The organism is Aeromonas sp. R2-3, from assembly GCF_040908375.1.
Taxonomy (GTDB): Bacteria; Pseudomonadota; Gammaproteobacteria; order Enterobacterales; family Aeromonadaceae; genus Aeromonas; species Aeromonas veronii.
Window position 1 is genome coordinate 324,789 of record NZ_JBFODP010000017.1, and the last position, 16,814, is coordinate 341,602.

17 protein-coding genes are annotated in these 16,814 nt (G+C 61.5%); 4 read left to right on the forward strand and 13 right to left on the reverse strand.

Annotation, left to right across the window (positions count from 1 at the left end; translation table 11 throughout):
* Positions 1-146: 146 nt before the first annotated feature.
* The 10 genes from AB5Z02_RS07140 to AB5Z02_RS07185 all read right to left on the reverse strand — a co-directional run bounded on the left by AB5Z02_RS07140 (position 147) and on the right by AB5Z02_RS07185 (position 9,431).
* A complete protein-coding gene (locus AB5Z02_RS07140) occupies positions 147-362 on the reverse strand; it encodes a YdcH family protein (RefSeq protein ID WP_005337763.1) in 216 nt (71 codons plus the stop codon).
* Between the two features lie 275 nt (positions 363-637).
* Positions 638-1,249, reverse strand: coding sequence for a hypothetical protein (locus AB5Z02_RS07145; protein WP_005337761.1), 612 nt, complete (start codon positions 1,247-1,249; stop codon positions 638-640).
* Positions 1,246-2,607, reverse strand: a complete 1,362-nt coding sequence (locus tag AB5Z02_RS07150) for an MATE family efflux transporter (protein ID WP_005361670.1) — start codon at positions 2,605-2,607, stop codon at positions 1,246-1,248. Before AB5Z02_RS07150 ends, AB5Z02_RS07145 begins: the two co-directional genes overlap by 4 nt.
* 108 nt (positions 2,608-2,715) lie before the next feature.
* On the reverse strand, positions 2,716-4,539 hold the full coding sequence (locus tag AB5Z02_RS07155) for a SulP family inorganic anion transporter (RefSeq protein ID WP_021230679.1): 1,824 nt from the start codon (positions 4,537-4,539) through the stop codon (positions 2,716-2,718).
* Between the two features lie 70 nt (positions 4,540-4,609).
* On the reverse strand, positions 4,610-5,200 hold the full coding sequence (locus tag AB5Z02_RS07160) for a nucleotidyltransferase family protein (RefSeq protein WP_323910188.1): 591 nt from the start codon (positions 5,198-5,200) through the stop codon (positions 4,610-4,612).
* Positions 5,187-5,447, reverse strand: a complete 261-nt coding sequence (locus AB5Z02_RS07165; protein WP_005337747.1) for a GNAT family N-acetyltransferase — start codon at positions 5,445-5,447, stop codon at positions 5,187-5,189. The genes AB5Z02_RS07160 and AB5Z02_RS07165 overlap by 14 nt, the downstream gene beginning before the upstream one ends.
* A 204-nt stretch (positions 5,448-5,651) precedes the next feature.
* Positions 5,652-6,836, reverse strand: a complete 1,185-nt coding sequence (locus AB5Z02_RS07170) for an iron-containing alcohol dehydrogenase (protein WP_368215694.1) — start codon at positions 6,834-6,836, stop codon at positions 5,652-5,654.
* Between the two features lie 18 nt (positions 6,837-6,854).
* Positions 6,855-7,373, reverse strand: coding sequence for a hypothetical protein (locus AB5Z02_RS07175; protein WP_005361659.1), 519 nt, complete (start codon positions 7,371-7,373; stop codon positions 6,855-6,857).
* Positions 7,354-7,974, reverse strand: a complete 621-nt coding sequence (locus AB5Z02_RS07180; protein ID WP_040067903.1) for a TetR/AcrR family transcriptional regulator — start codon at positions 7,972-7,974, stop codon at positions 7,354-7,356. The genes AB5Z02_RS07175 and AB5Z02_RS07180 overlap by 20 nt, the downstream gene beginning before the upstream one ends.
* An 11-nt stretch (positions 7,975-7,985) precedes the next feature.
* Positions 7,986-9,431, reverse strand: coding sequence for a coniferyl aldehyde dehydrogenase (locus AB5Z02_RS07185; RefSeq protein ID WP_040067901.1), 1,446 nt, complete (start codon positions 9,429-9,431; stop codon positions 7,986-7,988).
* Positions 9,432-9,643: 212 nt separating this feature from the next.
* On the opposite strand from AB5Z02_RS07185, the gene AB5Z02_RS07190 reads away from it, so the two are divergent.
* The 3 genes from AB5Z02_RS07190 to AB5Z02_RS07200 all read left to right on the forward strand — a co-directional run bounded on the left by AB5Z02_RS07190 (position 9,644) and on the right by AB5Z02_RS07200 (position 11,569).
* Positions 9,644-9,937, forward strand: a complete 294-nt coding sequence (locus AB5Z02_RS07190; protein ID WP_005353197.1) for a hypothetical protein — start codon at positions 9,644-9,646, stop codon at positions 9,935-9,937.
* 221 nt (positions 9,938-10,158) lie between these two features.
* Entirely contained in the window at positions 10,159-11,127 is a 969-nt protein-coding gene (locus AB5Z02_RS07195) for a nucleoside hydrolase (RefSeq protein WP_368215696.1), read from the forward strand.
* A gap of 106 nt (positions 11,128-11,233) precedes the next feature.
* The gene (locus AB5Z02_RS07200; RefSeq protein ID WP_075115344.1) at positions 11,234-11,569 is read left to right on the forward strand and encodes a DUF3634 family protein; all 336 of its coding nucleotides are present in this window, start codon (positions 11,234-11,236) and stop codon (positions 11,567-11,569) included.
* 88 nt (positions 11,570-11,657) lie between these two features.
* Here AB5Z02_RS07200 and AB5Z02_RS07205 read toward each other — a convergent pair whose 3' ends face one another.
* Together AB5Z02_RS07205 and AB5Z02_RS07210 are read right to left on the reverse strand one after the other, a co-directional pair.
* Positions 11,658-12,863, reverse strand: coding sequence for a cytochrome c (locus AB5Z02_RS07205; RefSeq protein ID WP_368215698.1), 1,206 nt, complete (start codon positions 12,861-12,863; stop codon positions 11,658-11,660).
* Positions 12,860-14,785, reverse strand: coding sequence for an NAD(P)-binding protein (locus AB5Z02_RS07210; protein ID WP_368215700.1), 1,926 nt, complete (start codon positions 14,783-14,785; stop codon positions 12,860-12,862). The genes AB5Z02_RS07205 and AB5Z02_RS07210 overlap by 4 nt, the downstream gene beginning before the upstream one ends.
* Positions 14,786-15,152: 367 nt before the next feature.
* On the opposite strand from AB5Z02_RS07210, the gene AB5Z02_RS07215 reads away from it, so the two are divergent.
* Positions 15,153-15,527, forward strand: coding sequence for a DUF805 domain-containing protein (locus tag AB5Z02_RS07215; RefSeq protein WP_111899503.1), 375 nt, complete (start codon positions 15,153-15,155; stop codon positions 15,525-15,527).
* Between the two features lie 82 nt (positions 15,528-15,609).
* On the opposite strand, the gene AB5Z02_RS07220 is transcribed toward AB5Z02_RS07215, so the two are convergent.
* Entirely contained in the window at positions 15,610-16,713 is a 1,104-nt protein-coding gene (locus AB5Z02_RS07220) for a YdcF family protein (RefSeq protein ID WP_111899504.1), read from the reverse strand.
* Positions 16,714-16,814: the final 101 nt, after the last annotated feature.

Consider the following 16,814-nt stretch of genomic DNA (forward strand, 5'->3'; position numbering starts at 1 on the left):
TTCCCTGAATTCCAAGGGAAAAATGTAACAAACTACCAGCAAGATCGGTAGGCTCGGGTGTCAACTAATTGACTGAAACAACAAAAAGCCCGGCGCGTGGGCCGGGCTGGGGGATAAATTGCTTATCCGCATATTCTTCGAGGCATCTATTGTGGATGTTGTTTGAGGATGTCGTATATCTCCTCTTTCAGTTTGAGTTTCTGTTTTTTCAGATCTCTCACCTCGGCGCTATAGTCGCTGGCGTGATGCTTTTCCAACTTTCTAATCTCCGCATCCAGGTCGTTGTGCAAGTCAAACTTCTTCTGGAAATGGACATCACTGCTCTTCAGTTTCGAGATGAGTTCTCTGTACTCTGGGAACATGTAATGGAGCCTCCTTGGTTTCGTTTGATTGTGCCTGTAAGACCAAAGCTACCCCTTAGTGCCGGGGATAAATGTGATCCTGATCGGATTTGGGGGCAATGATTTGGAGTATTCGGCGGGATATTTATAACTTGTTGAATCAAAACAAGATAAGTGATTTATCAATCTGAATGGTGAGCCAAACTGTGCGACAAGTCACAACAGGGGCAGTGTTGGCGTGAGGGTGCAGGATCAAAAAGGGGCCGACTGGCCCCTCCTTATGGATGCAGGCAACGTTACTCTTTCTCTTCGTCCGCCTGCTCTTTTTTCTTTTTCTTCTCGGGCAGCGGCTTGCCATCGCGGTGGATCACCTTGCCCGCCTCAAAGCCAATCTGGGCCGCCAGCTCCTCCAGATCCGCCGACTTGGCCTGATCACCGATGGCGTAGCGATAGTTGGCGATGGAGAGTTTGTCAGCCACCGGCGTGCCCGGGACAATAGGCTCGCGCCAGCCCTGGCCGATGTGGGCCACCAGGGTGCCGTTCATCAACAGCTCGCCGACGATCTCCTGGGTCGGATTGCCCTTGCCGTAGGTGAGACCCTGCGGGTGCTTCTTGCCGACCAGCGGCTCGTTGCTGGCGGGGATCAGCTTGGTGCGGATCAGCCACTTGGGCTTTTTGGTGTTGCCCACCGCCTTGCCGGTCTGGTACTCGTTGATCTTGATGGTCTTGATCATCTGGGCCATGAAGTCCTTGGTCAGCGCCTTCTGGGCGTCGCTGGTTTCATCGATGGCGATGGGGGCCACATACCAGGTCTGGGTGGCTTGAGCCTTGGGAGCGGCAGGGGCAGTTTGCGCCATGGCCAGGGGGCTGAGCAGGATGGCAGCCAGCAAGAGTCCTATCTTCTTCATTGTGATTCCGCTTTTGTTTCAACAAGAATTTTGTTTTGCCAGCGACGACTGCGCCAGCGCCAGAACATGGCCAGACCGCGCACCCACTCGTCGCAGGCCAGCGCCAGCCAGATACCGACCAGTCCATAACCCTGCATGATACCGAGGAAATAGGAGAGTGGCACGGCAATTCCCCACATGGAGAGCAACGCCATGTAGAGGGGAAAACGGGCATCCCCGGTGGCCCGCAGGGCGTTGATCACCACCAGATTGAAGGTGCGGCCGGGCTCGAGGATAAGGCTGATAAGAAACAGCTGCGCCACCTGGGTGATGATGTCGGCATCATCGGTAAAGAGGCTGATGATGGTGCGGCCGTTGAGGGCCGCCGCCACGGCGATGACGCAGGTGACCGCCAGCCCCAGCTTGAGGCTCTTGAGCAGCTGCTGATAGGCTCGATCGAACTGTCTGGCCCCCGCCAGATGGCCGATGATGATCTCGTTGCCAAGGCCGATGGAGAGGCCAAACAGCAGGATAAACAGGCAGATCTGGAAGAAGTAGGATTGGGTCGCCAGCGCCTTGTCCCCCAGCAGTCCGACAAAGGCTGTCACCACCATAAACTGCAGCATCCAGGAGAGGTTCTCTCCTGCCGCCGGCAGGCCGATATGGAGCACCTTGCCCAGCATCTCCCGGCTGGGGTGGACGATATCGCGCACCACCAGTCGAATGCCGGTCTTGCGGGCCACCAGCCACACCAGCAGCACCACGCCGACCAGTCGGCCCGCGACCGTGCTGATGGCGACACCGGCGACCCCCAGCTGGGGCAAGCCGAACCAGCCGTAGAGCAGCAGCAGGTTGCCGACGAAGGTGATGAGGTTGACGATGAGGGTCACATACATCGCCTGGCGGGTGTGGCCGTGAGCGCGCAGGGTGGCTGCCAGACAGAGGGCTGCCGCTTCCGGTAACAGGCAGAGACCGATGATCTGCAAGTAAAGCGTCCCGTCGCTCATCAGGTTGGCAGGCAGGTTCATCAGCGCCAGCATGGTGCTGGCCCCCGCCATCACGCCAATGGCGGCCACCAAACCGATCAGCAGGTTGAAGCCGATTGCGGTGTGGATCACCACCCGACTCTTCTCCCGATCGCCGGCCCCCAGATACTGGGTGATCACCACGCTGGTACCGATACTGACGAAGCTGAACAATGTGATGGCGAGATCGAACACCTGATTGCCGACCGCCAGCGCGGCCACTCCCTGATAGGAGACGTGACCCACCATGAAGGTGTTGAGGGCACCGGTCAGAAAGTGCAGGGCGAGATCGATAAAGAGCGGCCAGGTCAGCGCAAAGAGGGTACCCGGGCCTGCGTGGGATTGAGATTGCATGGCATGTCCAACAGCTGGGAGGGCACGGGGGAGTGCCCTCTGGGGGCGCATTTAACACCAAGGCCAAGGCCGGTGCAATCCTTGTGCAGGATTGCACCGGCCAGGGGATCAGGCTGGCGTGGCGCCCGCCTCCTGTTCGCTTGGCAGGGTGAGGCGAGCCGAGTCGGGCAGGGCATCATCCTGCGGCCAATTTGAGCGGATGGCATCTGTGGTGCTCTCCACCACCGCATCATCCTTGAACACCGGCTCGCGGTAGCAGCGGGTCAGGCGCAGCGCCTGATACATATCGGGGCAGAGGATGATCCCTTCATCGCCCACCCGCACGCCCGCCTGCTTTAGCCAGTGGGTCATCTGGCCGTGGCGACCCGCCATCACCATATGGATGCCGCGCCGTTTCAGCTCTTTGTGCAGCTCTCCCACCATGCTCATCACGCTGATGTCCTGATGGGTGAAGCAGGCGACCGCATCGATCACCAGACACTTGGGGGCTCGGGGATCCTGCACCAGCAGGGCCAGCACCCGCCGCTTGAAATAGGGGGCATTGAAGTAGGTGAGCGGCGAGTTGAAGCGATAGACCAGAATACCCGGGATCGCCTTGGCCTGTTCGTTGTCTCCCAGGGTGCGCACCACCCCCTCGTCATCCATGCCGAGCAGTTGATCGGTGGGACGCATCACATTGCGCAGGAACTGGAACAAGCCGAGCAAAACCGCGAGCGTAATCCCGGGGATCACTCCCATGGTGAGCACGCTGATAAAGGTGACCAGCGCCAGCCAGAAGGCGGATCGATCGGAGTGGCGCAGGGCCCAAAGACCGCGAAAGTCGGTGAGCGACAGGGAGGCCATCACCAGCACCACCCCGAGGGCGGCGGTGGGAATATATTTGAGCGGCGCCGTCAGATAGAAGGTGATGAGGGCGATCACCGCCGCAGCGATGATGGAGACCAGCTGGCTCTTGCCACCGTTGGCGTCGTTGACCGCGGTGCGTGAATCCGCGCCGCTGATGGCAAAACCCTGTGAGACCGCGGAGGCGAGGTTCGCCATACCGAGGGCCCGAAACTCCTTGTCTGCGTCGATTTCGTAACCGTTTTTGGCTGCAAAGCTGCGAGCGGTCAGCATCATGGAGACGAAGCTCACCATGGCCAGGTTAAGCGCAGGCAGCACCAGCTCCCGCATCAGACCGGGGGGAAATTCCGGCATCTGGAACGCGGGCAGGCCGGAGCCCACCGTCCCCAGGGTGGCGATATCAAACTGGCCGAGATTAAAGCCCCACACCAGCGCAGCGGTCACCACCATGGCCACCATGGAGGAGGGCCATGCCGGTTTGTAGCGCTTGGCCAGCAGCAGGGTGAGCAGAGCCACCAGACTCATGGCCAGGGTCGGCAGATGGGTCTGGGTAATATAGGTAGCCCCGCTGGCGATCCGCTCGATGAGGTAACGTTCGCTGAAAGTGAAGCCGAAGATCTTGGAGAGCTGGCCCACCATGATGGTGATGGCCACACCATTGAGCAGCCCCATCAGGATGGGTCGGGAGAGAAAGTCCGCCAGGACCCCCAGCTTGAAGCGGCTGGCAATCAGGCACCAGAAGCCAGTCATGGCGGTCATGGTCATCACCAGTTGCCAGTGACGGGTTGGGTCGCCAGCGGCCAGCGGCGTCACCACGGCGGCGATGACCGCACAGGTGGCGGCATCGGGGCCGACAATCAGCTGTCGGGAGGTGCCAAACAGGGCATAGACCAGCATGGGCAGGATGCAGGAGTAGAGGCCGACGATGGCACCCACCCCGGCAAGCTCGGCATAGGCGATGGCGACGGGCAGCGCCACGGCCGCCACCGAGAGTCCGGCGCGAAGATCTGGCATCAACCAGGCGCGCTGGTAATGCAGCAGGGCGGCGAGGCCCGGTAGCCAGCGTTCGAGAGAGAAGAAGTCGCGCATTATTTAACCCATTGAGTTACAACCAGCTTTTCCCTAGTGTGCCCAAGGTTATCGAAAGATTGCAATCAGGTTATGGCCAGTTTACCTGAAGGTCAGGCCAGATAGCCTGCCAGCGTTTCTCCTTGATGCGCTGGGTAAAAATCTGTTTGTCCTGGCGACATTTGGGGTTGGCACTCACTTGCAGCGACCAGTTGATGGCAAAGCCGTAGGGGGCAAGCCACTCGAACTCGCCATCTCGGGTGAGGCGTACGCCGATGCAGGTGGGCACCTCGACCCAGTGGCTGAGCGCCTCAAGGCTGCTGGCAAACGGCGCTACCAGCTGGCGAGTGTGCATGCGGGCCTGATTGCGCACTTCCCACTGCTGATCCGGCAGCCGCTTTGCCAGCCAGGCTTCATGCGCCGTCTCGGCCAGCCCTTGCGGATCGGTTTTATCGAGATAGATAAGGTCGATATCGTTGAGCGGGGTGGGCTCCGCCTTGTGGTGAAGGTGATCCCAGATGAGGTTGCGGATAAAACCGGCCCCCAGCGCCCAGTCGGGCAGATTGAGCTCGGCCGCGGCTTGCAGGCAGGCCATCCGCTGCGGATCGGCCCGCAGCAGGGCTTCAGTTTTGGCTTGGAATTGCTGTTCGAGGGCGGAGTTCAAAGGTTCAGTTGTTGGCATTGCGGCGTAACCAGACATCAATGTAGCGGCAGCTCGGCACTATAGTGAGCCCCTCCGCCTGAGTCCAGTTGAAGAAGGCACGCGCCAGCTGATCGGCAATCCCCTGCACCCGCAGCTCGGGCGGCACGAAGGTGCTGTAGGCGTCGATGGTCTTGGCATCGAGCCGCCGGTAGCGCAGTCTCGACTCTTTACCCTCCACCATACAGATGAACTGCTGCTGGTTGGCCTGATGGATGATGTCGCTCATGGTGGGCACCTCTGGCATAAAGTTGGGTCTCTCGGCACAACATAACTGTTAGCCAAGGTATAGAACAGATAATGAGAGCCCGTGGTCAATATCATCCCCCTTTGACAGAGGGCGCATCGATATCGCGATGTACATCAAGGTGCCCGATGGTGAGTCGGGCACCGCGTTAGTGTCAGCATAAGAGTGTTGGCAAAGAGGTCGGGATCAGGTCCAGGCCCGCTCCAGCAGGGTAAGTAACTGCTCACGGTCGGCGTCCTTGCGATTGAACAGCAGGGCACCGTCGTTGACCGCCAGATCGCGGATCTCGGTCAGTAGCGAGCGATCGCTTACCCCTGCCTCGCTCATGGTGCGCGGCAGCTTGACCGCTTGCCACAAGGTGTCGCGCAGGGTGCGAATGGCTGTGATGGTCGCCTCCGCCCGCTGATGGGCCGGGGTGGCGGCAAAGCGCTCTGCCCCCACCAGCGGCAACAGCAGCCGGGCCAGCTCGCTATCCACCTCGGGGCGGTTGTAGTCGAGCACGGTCGGCAAAAAGAGGTTCATGCACAGCCCGTGGGGCAGATGGCAGCGGGCTCCCAGACTGTGGCCGAGGGCGTGCACCAGCCCCACCATGGAGTTGGAAAAAGCAATGCCAGCCAGCGTGGAGCCTTCCGCCAGTTGCAGCCGCAGCTGCTTGTTTTGCGGGTCGTGGATGATTTGCGGCAGGGCGCTGGCGATCTTCTCCACCGCCATCAGGGCCAGTGCATCGCTCACCGGGTTCTTGGCGGTACCGATAAAGGCCTCGATGGCGTGGGTCATGGCGTCCATGGCGGTAGCGGCGGTGATATTGAGGGGCAGTCCCTGGGTCAGGCGCGGGTCGAGCACCGCCAGCTGGGGCAGCAGGAAGGGGGAGGTGAAGGGCACCTTGCGCCCGCTCGCCTCATCCTTGATCACTGCAACCAATGTCACTTCTGATCCGGTGCCCGCCGTGGTGGGCACCACCGCCAGCGGCTTGAGGGGACGGGTCAGGCAACCGGCGCCCGAGTAGTCGAGCAGATGATCCCCCCCCATGGAAGTGAGAATGTTGACTGCCTTGGCGGTGTCGATGACCGAGCCGCCCCCCAGCGCCACCAGACTGTCGCAGTCGAGCTCGCGATAGCGTTTGGCGATCCGCTCCACCACGGCGGTGGAAGAGTCGGCCGGGATCTCGTCCCAGATGGCGGCGACCGGCAGCTCCCCCTCGGCCAGCACATTGGCCAGCAGGGTGGCAAGGCCGGTGGCATTGACCCCCTTGTCGGTCAGCAGCAGCGGGCGACGGGCCCCTAGGCTGGCCAGCTCGCTGGCCAGCTGCTCCAGCGCCTGTTCACCGGCCAGCAGTTTGACCGGGCAGAAGAAATCGTAATAGCGGCTCATTTCAAGGCTCCTTGCGCGTTAGCCGGTCACCAGACCCAGATAGATGTTGCAGGCCCGGCCGATCTTGTTGGTCGGGGCGGGATAGTGGCGCAGCAGAGGCCGCGCGATAAAGGCGGGCAGGATCAGGGACTGCAACTGCTCAAGCCCCCGCACCAGATGCATGGCAACGGTCAGGTCTCCCTCCACCAGCAGCCGGTTTTCGCCAAATGCCTGATTGACCCCGAGTCGAAAACTCAGGGCGCGAAAGGCGATATTGGGATGCTTGAAGCGCACCCGTAGTGGATGGATGGTGGCATGGGGGGCGACTGGCGCGCCGGGATACCAGCGCCCACCCTGCTTGTGCATGTTCATGGCGTAGCCGATGCCGCCCACTTCGAGGCGGATTGCCAACCCGTCCGGCAACGGCGCCAATTCGCGGCGTACCGCCTCATCGGTGCGGGCGGCGCGACAGAGGGTGCGACCCACCACCCAGAGCAGAGTGGTGATCCAGAGGCGGCGGCCAAGGGCTGCCGCAGGTTCAAACATCCGTGTTTGCATGGGGATTGGCTCCTGAGATGGCTGACCAGAAGAGGGCGAACGCACTGGCTTGCCAGTAGTCGTCCTGTCCCAGCTCCGGTTGATCGACAAACAGTGATGCGCAGGCGAGGAACTGGCCCTGACACACCTCCAGCAACAGTGGCGCGGGGGCCTGCATCAGCTCGCCGCTGGCCTGCCCCTTTGCCAGCAGTGCAGGCAGAAAGCGCAGGGCATCGTTCAGGATCTGGCTGCGGGCCGGTCTGGCCAGCAACGGAGAGTGAAAGAAGCCCAGCACAAATTTGAGCTCATTGGGGTTAGCCTGCATCCACTCCATCGCCAGTTGCCAGTAGTGGCGGGTCTGGTCGTACAGCGGCAGGGTGGGATCTGCTTCATGGATGGCGCTCCCCATCCGGGTCTTTACATCCTGATAGAGGGCGAGGATCAGCGCCTCCTTGCTCGGAAAGTGGTGGAACAGAGTGCCGTTGGCCACCCCGGCCGCCTTGGCGATTCGGGCGGTGGCGGCCCCCTGCAGGCCATCTTCGGCGCAGAGGGCGAGGGCGGCATCCAGGATCTGGCGGCGCTTGTCGGTCATGTTTTGTGGCTGCGGGATAGCCTGATTCATTGTCATCTCCATCAGCGCAGGAAGAAGGCCATCATCAGCCTCTGGATCCAGCTGTGGTAGGGGGGATGGATCAGGGAGCCGGTGGTGAACTTGCCGCGGGTCAGCACGGTTTTCGCCTTGGAGAAGGTAAGAAACCCCTCGTGGCCGTGGTAGTGGCCCATGCCGGAGGCGCCGATGCCGCCAAACGGCACATCGTCGGCCGCCACCTGAAACAGGCTCTCGTTGATCGCCATGCCGCCGGAGTGGGTCTCCCGGGTCACCCGTGCCTGCAACTCGGGATCGAAGCTCATCAGATAGAGGGCCAGCGGGCGGGGCCGCTCAGCCACATAGGCGAGTGCCTCCTCCAGGGTGTCGTAGGGAATGAGCGGCAGCAGCGGCCCGAAGATCTCCTGCTGCATCACCTGACACTGACTTGGTACCCCGGTCAGCAGGTGGGGCACCAGCAGGCGACGCTGGTCATCGCGGGCCGGGCTGCCACAGGGGTGGAGCTGGGCACCCGCCTGCTCGGCTTCATCCAGCCAGCTGACGAGGCGCTGATACTGGCGGTCGTTGATGATGGCGCCGTAGTCTGCACTATTGAGCCCCTGCGGGTAGAGCTTGCTGAAGTGGCGGCGATAGGCGGCGATAAAGTTATCCACCTCGCTGCGGGGCAGCAGCACATAGTCGGGGGCGACGCAGATCTGCCCGGCGTTGAGGCTCTTGCCGAAGATCATCCGCTCGACCGCGGTGGCGACCGGCATGTCGGGGGCGATGAGACAGGGGCTCTTGCCACCCAGCTCAAGGGTGAGGGGGGTGAGCTGGGGCGCGGCGGCGGCCATCACCAGCTTGCCCACCATGGTTGAGCCGGTAAACAGCAGGTGATCGAACGGCAGCGAGCTGAACGCCGCCGCCATCTGGGCATCCCCTTCGATGATGGCGATCTCGTTTTCGTCAAACACGCTGGTGAGCATGGTGCGCAGCACGGCGTTGGTATGAGGGGTGAACTCGGAGAGTTTCAGCATCGCCCGGTTGCCCGCCGCGATGGCGGTGATGAGGGGGCCAAGGCTCAGCATCACCGGAAAGTTCCACGGCACGATAATGCCGACCACCCCGAGCGGCTGGAAGTGCACCTCTACTTTGGCGGGGGCCAGCAGCAGGCCGGTGTGACGGCGGTGGGGCTGCATCCAGCGCTTGAGCCGCTTCTGGGTGTAGTTGATCTGCATGATGCAGGGCAGCACATCGGCGATCAGGCTGTCGTAGTGGCTGCGCTGACCATAATCTGCCGCCAGCGCCTTGCACAGCTGCCCCTTGTGGGCGAGCAACGCCTGTTTGAGTTTGGTCAGCTGCGCCCGGCGCTCGGCCAGGGTAGGCATGGGATGAGCCAGACTCGCCCGCTTGAGCCGTGCCAGCTGATCCGGCAGGGACAATTTGATGGCGAGGATATCCTCAGGAGTGTGTTGAAGCTGCGCCGCACCCATGTTGTTCTCCGCATGAAAAATGACCGACTGATTAGTCGGTCTAAATCTAGCTGTTTGTTACCGGAATGTAAAGCTGGCAAGCTGTCTGCCGTTCACCACGAGCCAGACGCAAGAGAGAACTGTGTGTCTCCCCACACTTTTGTGGTTTGCTCGTTGGTGACTTATCTAATAAGGGGTAGTTTTTGGCTATTAACCTACACGGAGAGAGCACTATGACCAGGGAACTGAACAGCTTGTTGGCCCGGCTTGAAGATGTGGTTGAGCGGATGCCGGATTGCTTCAACACCTACGAATTCGCCCAGAAGCTGGCACTGCAATATCAGCCGGAGTTCTTTGCCGCGGGCCACTCTCTGGCCGAGCACGAGGGCAAGGTACTGCGGGTGCTGCACCAGAAGATCGCCGAAGCGCTGGCGGGCAGCGAGATGGTGATTGAAGGGGCGCTGCTCCCCTGCGTCACCCCCTGGGGGGAGAAGGCGACCTCACCGCGTTGGCACCGCAAACACTGAGGATCCGGTCAGGCAGATCACTGTCAGATAGCAGATAACGAAGAACGATAAAGGGCGCGGTGCTGGCAACAGGGCCGCGCCGTTTCTTGTGCAGATTGTCGCCAGCAGCGTGTCGTTGCCGAGAGCAAAGGCCCGCTCTGTGATCCCATGCCGGGATACGGGGCCGTTAGCCGGGTAGACTCTCCCTTTTGTCGCAGGGTTTGTCACCGTAGGAATTTCTCATGACCCATAAAATCATTCTGGATACCGACCCGGGTATCGACGATGCCATGGCCATCCTCTTTGCCGAGGCCCATCCCGCCATCGAGCTGCTCGCCATCACCACTGTTTTTGGTAACGCCACCATCGACAATGGCACCCGCAACGCCCTCTGGCTCAAGCAGAAGTACGGCATGAAGGCGGATGTGGCCAAAGGCGCGGCTGCCCCGCTGCTGCGCGAGCCGGTCGGCCCCACCACCATAGTCCACGGCCCGAGCGGCTTTGGCGACATGGAGGCGGGGGAGGTGACTATCGCTCCGGATCCTCGCCCCGCTTGGCAATATATTGTCGAGGCGGTGAAAGCCGCGCCGGGGGAGATCACCATAGTCACTATCGGCCCGCTGACCAATCTGGCGCTGGCGCTACAACAGGCGCCCGAGATTGTCTCGCTGGTGAAACAGGTGGTAGTGATGGGCGGCGCCTTTGGCGTCAACGGCCATCGTGGCAACGTGACCCCCTATGCCGAGGCCAATATTCACGATGATCCCGATGCCGCCGACCGGGTCTTTACCGCCGATTGGCCTGTGGTGATCATCGGGCTGGACGTGACCCAGCAGAGCTTCTTCAGCGGCGACTATCTCGATGCGCTGCGCGACGAGGCGGGGGAGCCGGGCCGCTTCCTGTGGGATGTCAGCCGCTTCTATCTGCGCTTCTACTCCGAGAAGCTGGGGCTCTCCGGTTGCCATGTCCACGACCCGTCCGCCATCGCCTATGTCATTGACCCGACCCTCTTTACCCTGCGGGAAGGGCCGGTACGGGTGATCACCAGCGGTCCGGCCATCGGCCACACCCTGCAAAAGTTCGATGGCAAGCGCCACTCCCACGATGACTGGGCAGCCTATCGCCCGCAGCAGGTCGGGGTGGCGGTGCGCGATGAAGCCTTGCTGGCGCTCTATCGCGAGACGCTGGTGGGCTTGGGCAAGGATTGCTGAGCAAAGAGGCGCTATTGCGCTGACGCGGGAGCTGTGATCGGCGCCAAACAATCGGAGCGCACGGCCGCTTATACTGCCTTATATCAAGAGCTTGGGAGGGATGAAGATGGCCTGGATTTCCTTGATAGTGGCGATAGCCCTGATCTGGTGGTTGATGAAGCTGGGGCGTGGTGCCCTGTTCGAAATCCGCCTTGCCCCCGGCAAGGTGGTGGTCAAGCAGGGCAAGGTGTCACCCGCCTTTATTGAGCATGCCAAGCAGATCCTGCGCCACGACACGGTGCGCGGTCGCATTGTGGGGCAGCGCGATGGCGATGACGTCAGGCTGATCTTCTCCCGCTCCATCCCCGAGCCGGTGGCCCAGCGGTTTCGCAATATCTTCCCCTATGGCGATTACCGCCAGCCAACGGCGCCACTGCCGGGGCCAAAATCCCGCAAGGGATAAGTACCGGAACCTGGTTCATCAATAGCAAACGGGCCTCCAGTGGAAGCCCGTTTTTTATGGCACTTGGCCAAGAGAGAGCTGACCGCCCTTACTCCTTGCCGTGCAGCTCGCGCTGGGTCTTGACCGCCGCCGCCTTGACGGCGGTGCCTTCATTGCCCCAGGAGGCGCGCAGGGTGTTGACCAGCTCGGCGAGCCGCTCATCATCCATGGTCCAGCCATAGCCCGGCATGTGGTAACCCAGATGGTCGTGGGTGACCGGTGTTTCGGCGCCGTGCAGCAGCACATTGATCAGGCTCGACGGATCGCTCGCCAGCACGGTGCGGTTGTTGACCAGCGAGGGGATGACGTGGTCATTGCCCTGGCCGTTGACCCCGTGACAGGTGGAGCAGTACATGGCGTAGTCCGCCTTGCCGCTGGCACTGGCGTAGGCGCGGGCCCCTTTCTCCGCCACCGGTTCATCTTTCAGATCGGTGAGATAGGTGGCGATGCTGGCCAGATCGGCGTCGCTGAAATACTGGCTGCTGTGAGTGATCACTTCCCCCATGGGGCCCGCGACCGCTTCATGCTGGCTGCGGCCGGTTTTCAGCAGGTCGATCAGCGCCTGCTTGCTGTAACGGCTGCCGCGAATATCGGGGGCATACCAGCCATCCAGCGCAGCACCGCTCAGGTAGACGGGATCCGCCTCGGTCAGCGCTTTCTCCTGCATCCCCAATCCGCGTGGGGTGTGGCAGCTGCCGCAGTGACCGGCACCCTGCACCAGATAGGCGCCGCGGTTCCACTCTTCGCTCTTGCCAGCGACCGGGGTGAAGCGGCTGTCATCGTGATAGACCCAGTTCCAGCCCATCAGCGGCCAGCGCATGTTGAGGGGCCAGGGGATGTCGCTCTCCTTGTTGGCGATGGCCAGCGGCTGTACCTCCTTCATCAGGTAGTGATAGAGATCTTCGAGATCCTTATCGCTCATCTTGGCGTAGGCGGTGTAGGGCATGGCCGGATAGAGGCGATGCCCATCGCGGGCCACCCCTTCGCGCATCACCTTGATGAACTCCGGCAGGCTGTAGTTGCCGATACCGTGGGTCTTGTCCGGGGTGATGTTGGTGGCAAATACGGTGCCGATGGGGGTCGGGAACCCTTTGCCGCCCGCCAGCGGCTTGCTGGTCTCGCTGGTGTGACAGGCAGCGCAATCGCCCAGCTTGGCCACGTATTCGCCTGCCGACATGGCGGGGGCTGCGTTGGCGGCAAGGGCGGGCAGGGCCAGCAGCAGGGTGCTGGCGGTCAGTGACAGGGCGCGGTTCATTGGGCACCTCCCTTGCTCATGGCAACCAGCTCGTTGACGGCGCGCCACGCTTCGTCGATGGCGGCGTGGGCGTAGGGGCTCCAGCCTGCATCCGAGTTGGCGATGGTGATGTTGCCGATCGGCTGGCGACCCAGTTCAATCCATTTTTCGCACTGCGCTTCGTCATCAAACAGGGTGTTGGTGACATAGGAGTAACCGTGAGACCAGCGGTTGACCGTGATGGCGAGGATATCCTGCTCATGGTTGAAACCGGCGCTGCCGAGCATCCCTTGCAACTGCTCGCGGATCATCTGCTCATGCTGCTCGAACGGCATGCCGAGGATCATGGCGCGCCCCTTGCGGGACTGTTCGCGTGCCGAGAGGCCGCTGCCCGGCAGGGTCGGCACATAGACCATGTGCAGGCACATCGGCTGATCCGGGCTCTTGGGATGCTCGTAGCCACCCATGCTGACCGGATAGTCGAGCTTGACCCGGCTATAGGGTGCTGCCGGGGAGTAGACCTCGTGTACCCCCAGCTTGACGAAGGCTTGCCAGTTCTTGATCACCACCTTGGTGTAGACCAGCGGCGCCTTGGCATTCTGGCGCAGCGCCTCCTTCTGGGGCTCCGGCATCTCGGGCACCATGTAGGGGATCATCATGTTGTAGCCCGCCATGATCGACTGCTTGGCCCGCACCCGGTGCAGTTTCCCCTCCTTGATGTAGGTGACATCCACCGCCAGCTTGCCATCGGCGAGGTGCACGTTTTTGGCCTGCAACGCCGTGCTGCCAAGGCGCAGTTGCACCTTGTGCTCAGGCAGGTCGAGCTTGCTGTAGTCAAACTTGGCCAGCACCACATCCTGCAGGGTGTGACCCGGCGCCACCTGCGGAATGAGCTTGCGTACCATCAGGCGGGTGAGACCGGCGTTGCCATCGGGGAAGTGGAAGATGTAGGGGTCGTCCAGCTCCGCCTGCTCCTCGGCATCAAGCGGCGTCAGATTGAGGCCGTCGAACCCCGGCAAGGCGCAGAGGCGCGCATCGGCGCAGGCGGTGGCGTCGATGCCGACCGCCTGGAAGTCGTTGGTGCGCTGCTGGAAGTAGGTGATGGCTCGTTCGCTCAGACCCACCTTGTCGCGCAGGAAGGTGGTGTAGCTGTTGCGAGTCACCCACTCGTCCTGCTGCTCGCGGGTCATGCCGCTCAGGTAGTCGATCTTCGATTCGTGCAGGGCCAACAGGGCGGCCTTGTCGGCATCATCGAGGGGGAAGTCACCGATAAATTCTGCCAGCGGCCGGCCGTTCAGGCGATCGCGGGGGATGTCATCCGCCACGTTGTGACCCGGATCCCCGTTCACTATCTTGTTGACGCCAAAGTGCTTCTCGTCGAAATAGACGCCACGGCTGAGCCCCAGATCCGGATAGAAGGTCTGCTGGAAACCGGCGGCCAGCTCGTCGATGTTGACCTCCAGCGCCTTGAGCAGCCCCAGCGCCACCGGGCTGTAGACCGAACGCGGTGATTGCAGGGACTCACTGCCGCCGTAACCCAGACGCAGGCCATCGGGGGTGGTGAACTCGTTGCGCTTGGCGTGGCCGCCGAAGTCATCGTGGTTGTCGAGCAGCAGGATCTTCTTATCCACGCCGAGCAGTTGCTGATAGAAGCAGGCAGCGGCCAGACCGCTGATCCCGGCGCCGACGATCACCAGATCGTACTCCCCCTCAAGGGGAATATTGGCAAAGTCATACTGCTTGCCGTCACGGGCGATACTGTGGGCCGGTTCGAAGGAGCCCGGGTGGTTGCCGCGCAGTCCGGTGAGGGCGGGCGGGTAGGCCAGGGTTTTATCCGCCAGCGTGCTGCCGCCTTCGGCAGCCTTGAGCAGATTGATGGGGGCGACGCCTGCCGCAATGGTGATGGCAACGCCGTTGAGAAAATCTCTGCGTGTAATACTCATGGCTATCCCTGTGTTAGGAGAAGTAATGAATAAGTGGATTCATTATGGGAGGGAGACACAGATCCTGTTCAGGATTGGGCGCCGAATCTACCGCTATCCTCACGCTGAGTCCATACGATTGCTAATGGATTATTAAGCACCATTTTCCTGCTTGTGACGAGAGTGATGCGCTGATGGGGGTGATTTGCCCTGTTGCAGGGCAAATTATCTCTCGGCTTAGTCGGTCAATGATTGCCGCAGCTGATTAGTTTGGGAGGCGTTCGGGCATCATTGTCGACTCGGGGGGATGATCGCGCTAAGCTCTTAACTACTTGTTTTATCGACTCTCTTTTTTATTCATAGGCATAAAGGCCACTCAGGAGGCGCAATGAACTGGTATATCTCGGTCCTCAAGCAATATGCGGTATTCAGCGGGCGGGCCCGTCGCACCGAATACTGGATGTTCGTGCTGTGCAACGTCATCGTCATGTTGCTGCTCGGCATGGTGGACAAGTTGATCGGCGGCGACAATGAGCTGATCAGCTCCATCTATTCGCTGGCGGTGCTGCTGCCATCGCTGGCGGTGGCGGCCCGTCGTCTGCACGATACCGACCGCAGCGCTTGGTGGCTGCTGCTCGGGCTTATCCCCATTATCGGCACCCTGGTGCTTATCTACTTTATGGTTTGCAACGGTCAGCAGGGGCCAAACCGCTTCGGTGACGATCCCAAAGCGGCCTCCTCACAGGGCTTTATCGTCAGCTAACGGGCGCGGCTTGGCCAATCATCGGTCAATAAAAAGAGAGGGAGGCATCACGCCTCCCTCTCTTTTTCGTTTTGATGGCCGATCAACGCTCAATCAGCGGGGCGGAGCGGTAGCTCCACATGCCGTAGGTGCGCAGGGCGTCGCGGTAGATGCCGAGCAGCTCGCTCTCGCTCGGGGTAGCCAGCTCCTCGAGGGGCTTGTCGGGGTAGCTGACGCTCGCCACCTTGATGTTGGCCGGGCCAATCTGGTCGCAGGCGATTTCCAGCACCGTCTGGCCGCGGCGCACATGGCTGGCGGAGCTTACCAGCACCGCATAGTCAATCTGGTGGCGGGCGAGGGCATAGGCGCTGTAGAGGGCGTTATCCACCGTGCTGGTGGCGTAGTTCTCTTCAATCAGGCGGCTGCGATCGATGCCGTGGTTGGCCAGCCAGTCGGCCATCAGCTTGCCCTCGGTCTGGCGGTTCTGGGGCACGCCACCGGTCAGGATGATCAGCGCCTCCGGGTCGGCCTTGGCCAGCTCAAGGGTGGTTTGCAGACGGCCCAGCAGGATCTTGTCCATGCTGCCGTCGGGATTGAGGGCGTAGCCCAGAGTGACGATGGCGCGTTTGCCCTCCCTGCTGGCCTTGACCTGATCCTCGGTCAGTTCGGTCTGCAGCGGGGCGGCGGTGATCCGCTGCACCCGGGCTATGATCTCCTCCAGATCGGCAGCGCGGCCACTGTTGCGATCCGCCACTTTCGCCAGATAGCTGCGGGAAGCCTCCTTGTTACCCTTCACCAGCTGCCAGATGGCGAGATAGCTGTTGATGTCGAGATCATCGGGGGCGACGGCCTGCGCCTGCTCCAGCAAGGTGATGGCGCGGCTCAGGTTGCCGTTGTAGATCTGGGCGTTGGCCGCCGAGATGAGCAGGTCGGTGCGGTAGGGTTCCAGCTGGTAGGCGGCCAGCAGCCGCTCGGTCACCAGCTCCATATTGCTCGGCATCTTGGCGGTAAAACCGGCGTGGGAGATTTTGGCTGGCGACTTGTAGATCTGCAGCGCTTCGCCGAGCAGCATGTCCACCGCTTGGCGTTTGCTGACCAGGGTATTGAGGTCGTGCTCCATCTGCATCGAGCTCTCGGCCGCTTGTAGGGCGAGGGGTGAGAGCGCCAGCAGGCCGCCGAGGGTGAGGGCAAGTAGGGTCTGTTTCATCAAAAGGTCCTCTGTCGGGCTGAATCGCGCCGTGGTGCGCCGGCGTGTGGGCCGATGGGATAAGGCAAATATGCGTCAATTCAGTCTGTTAGTGCCAAAGA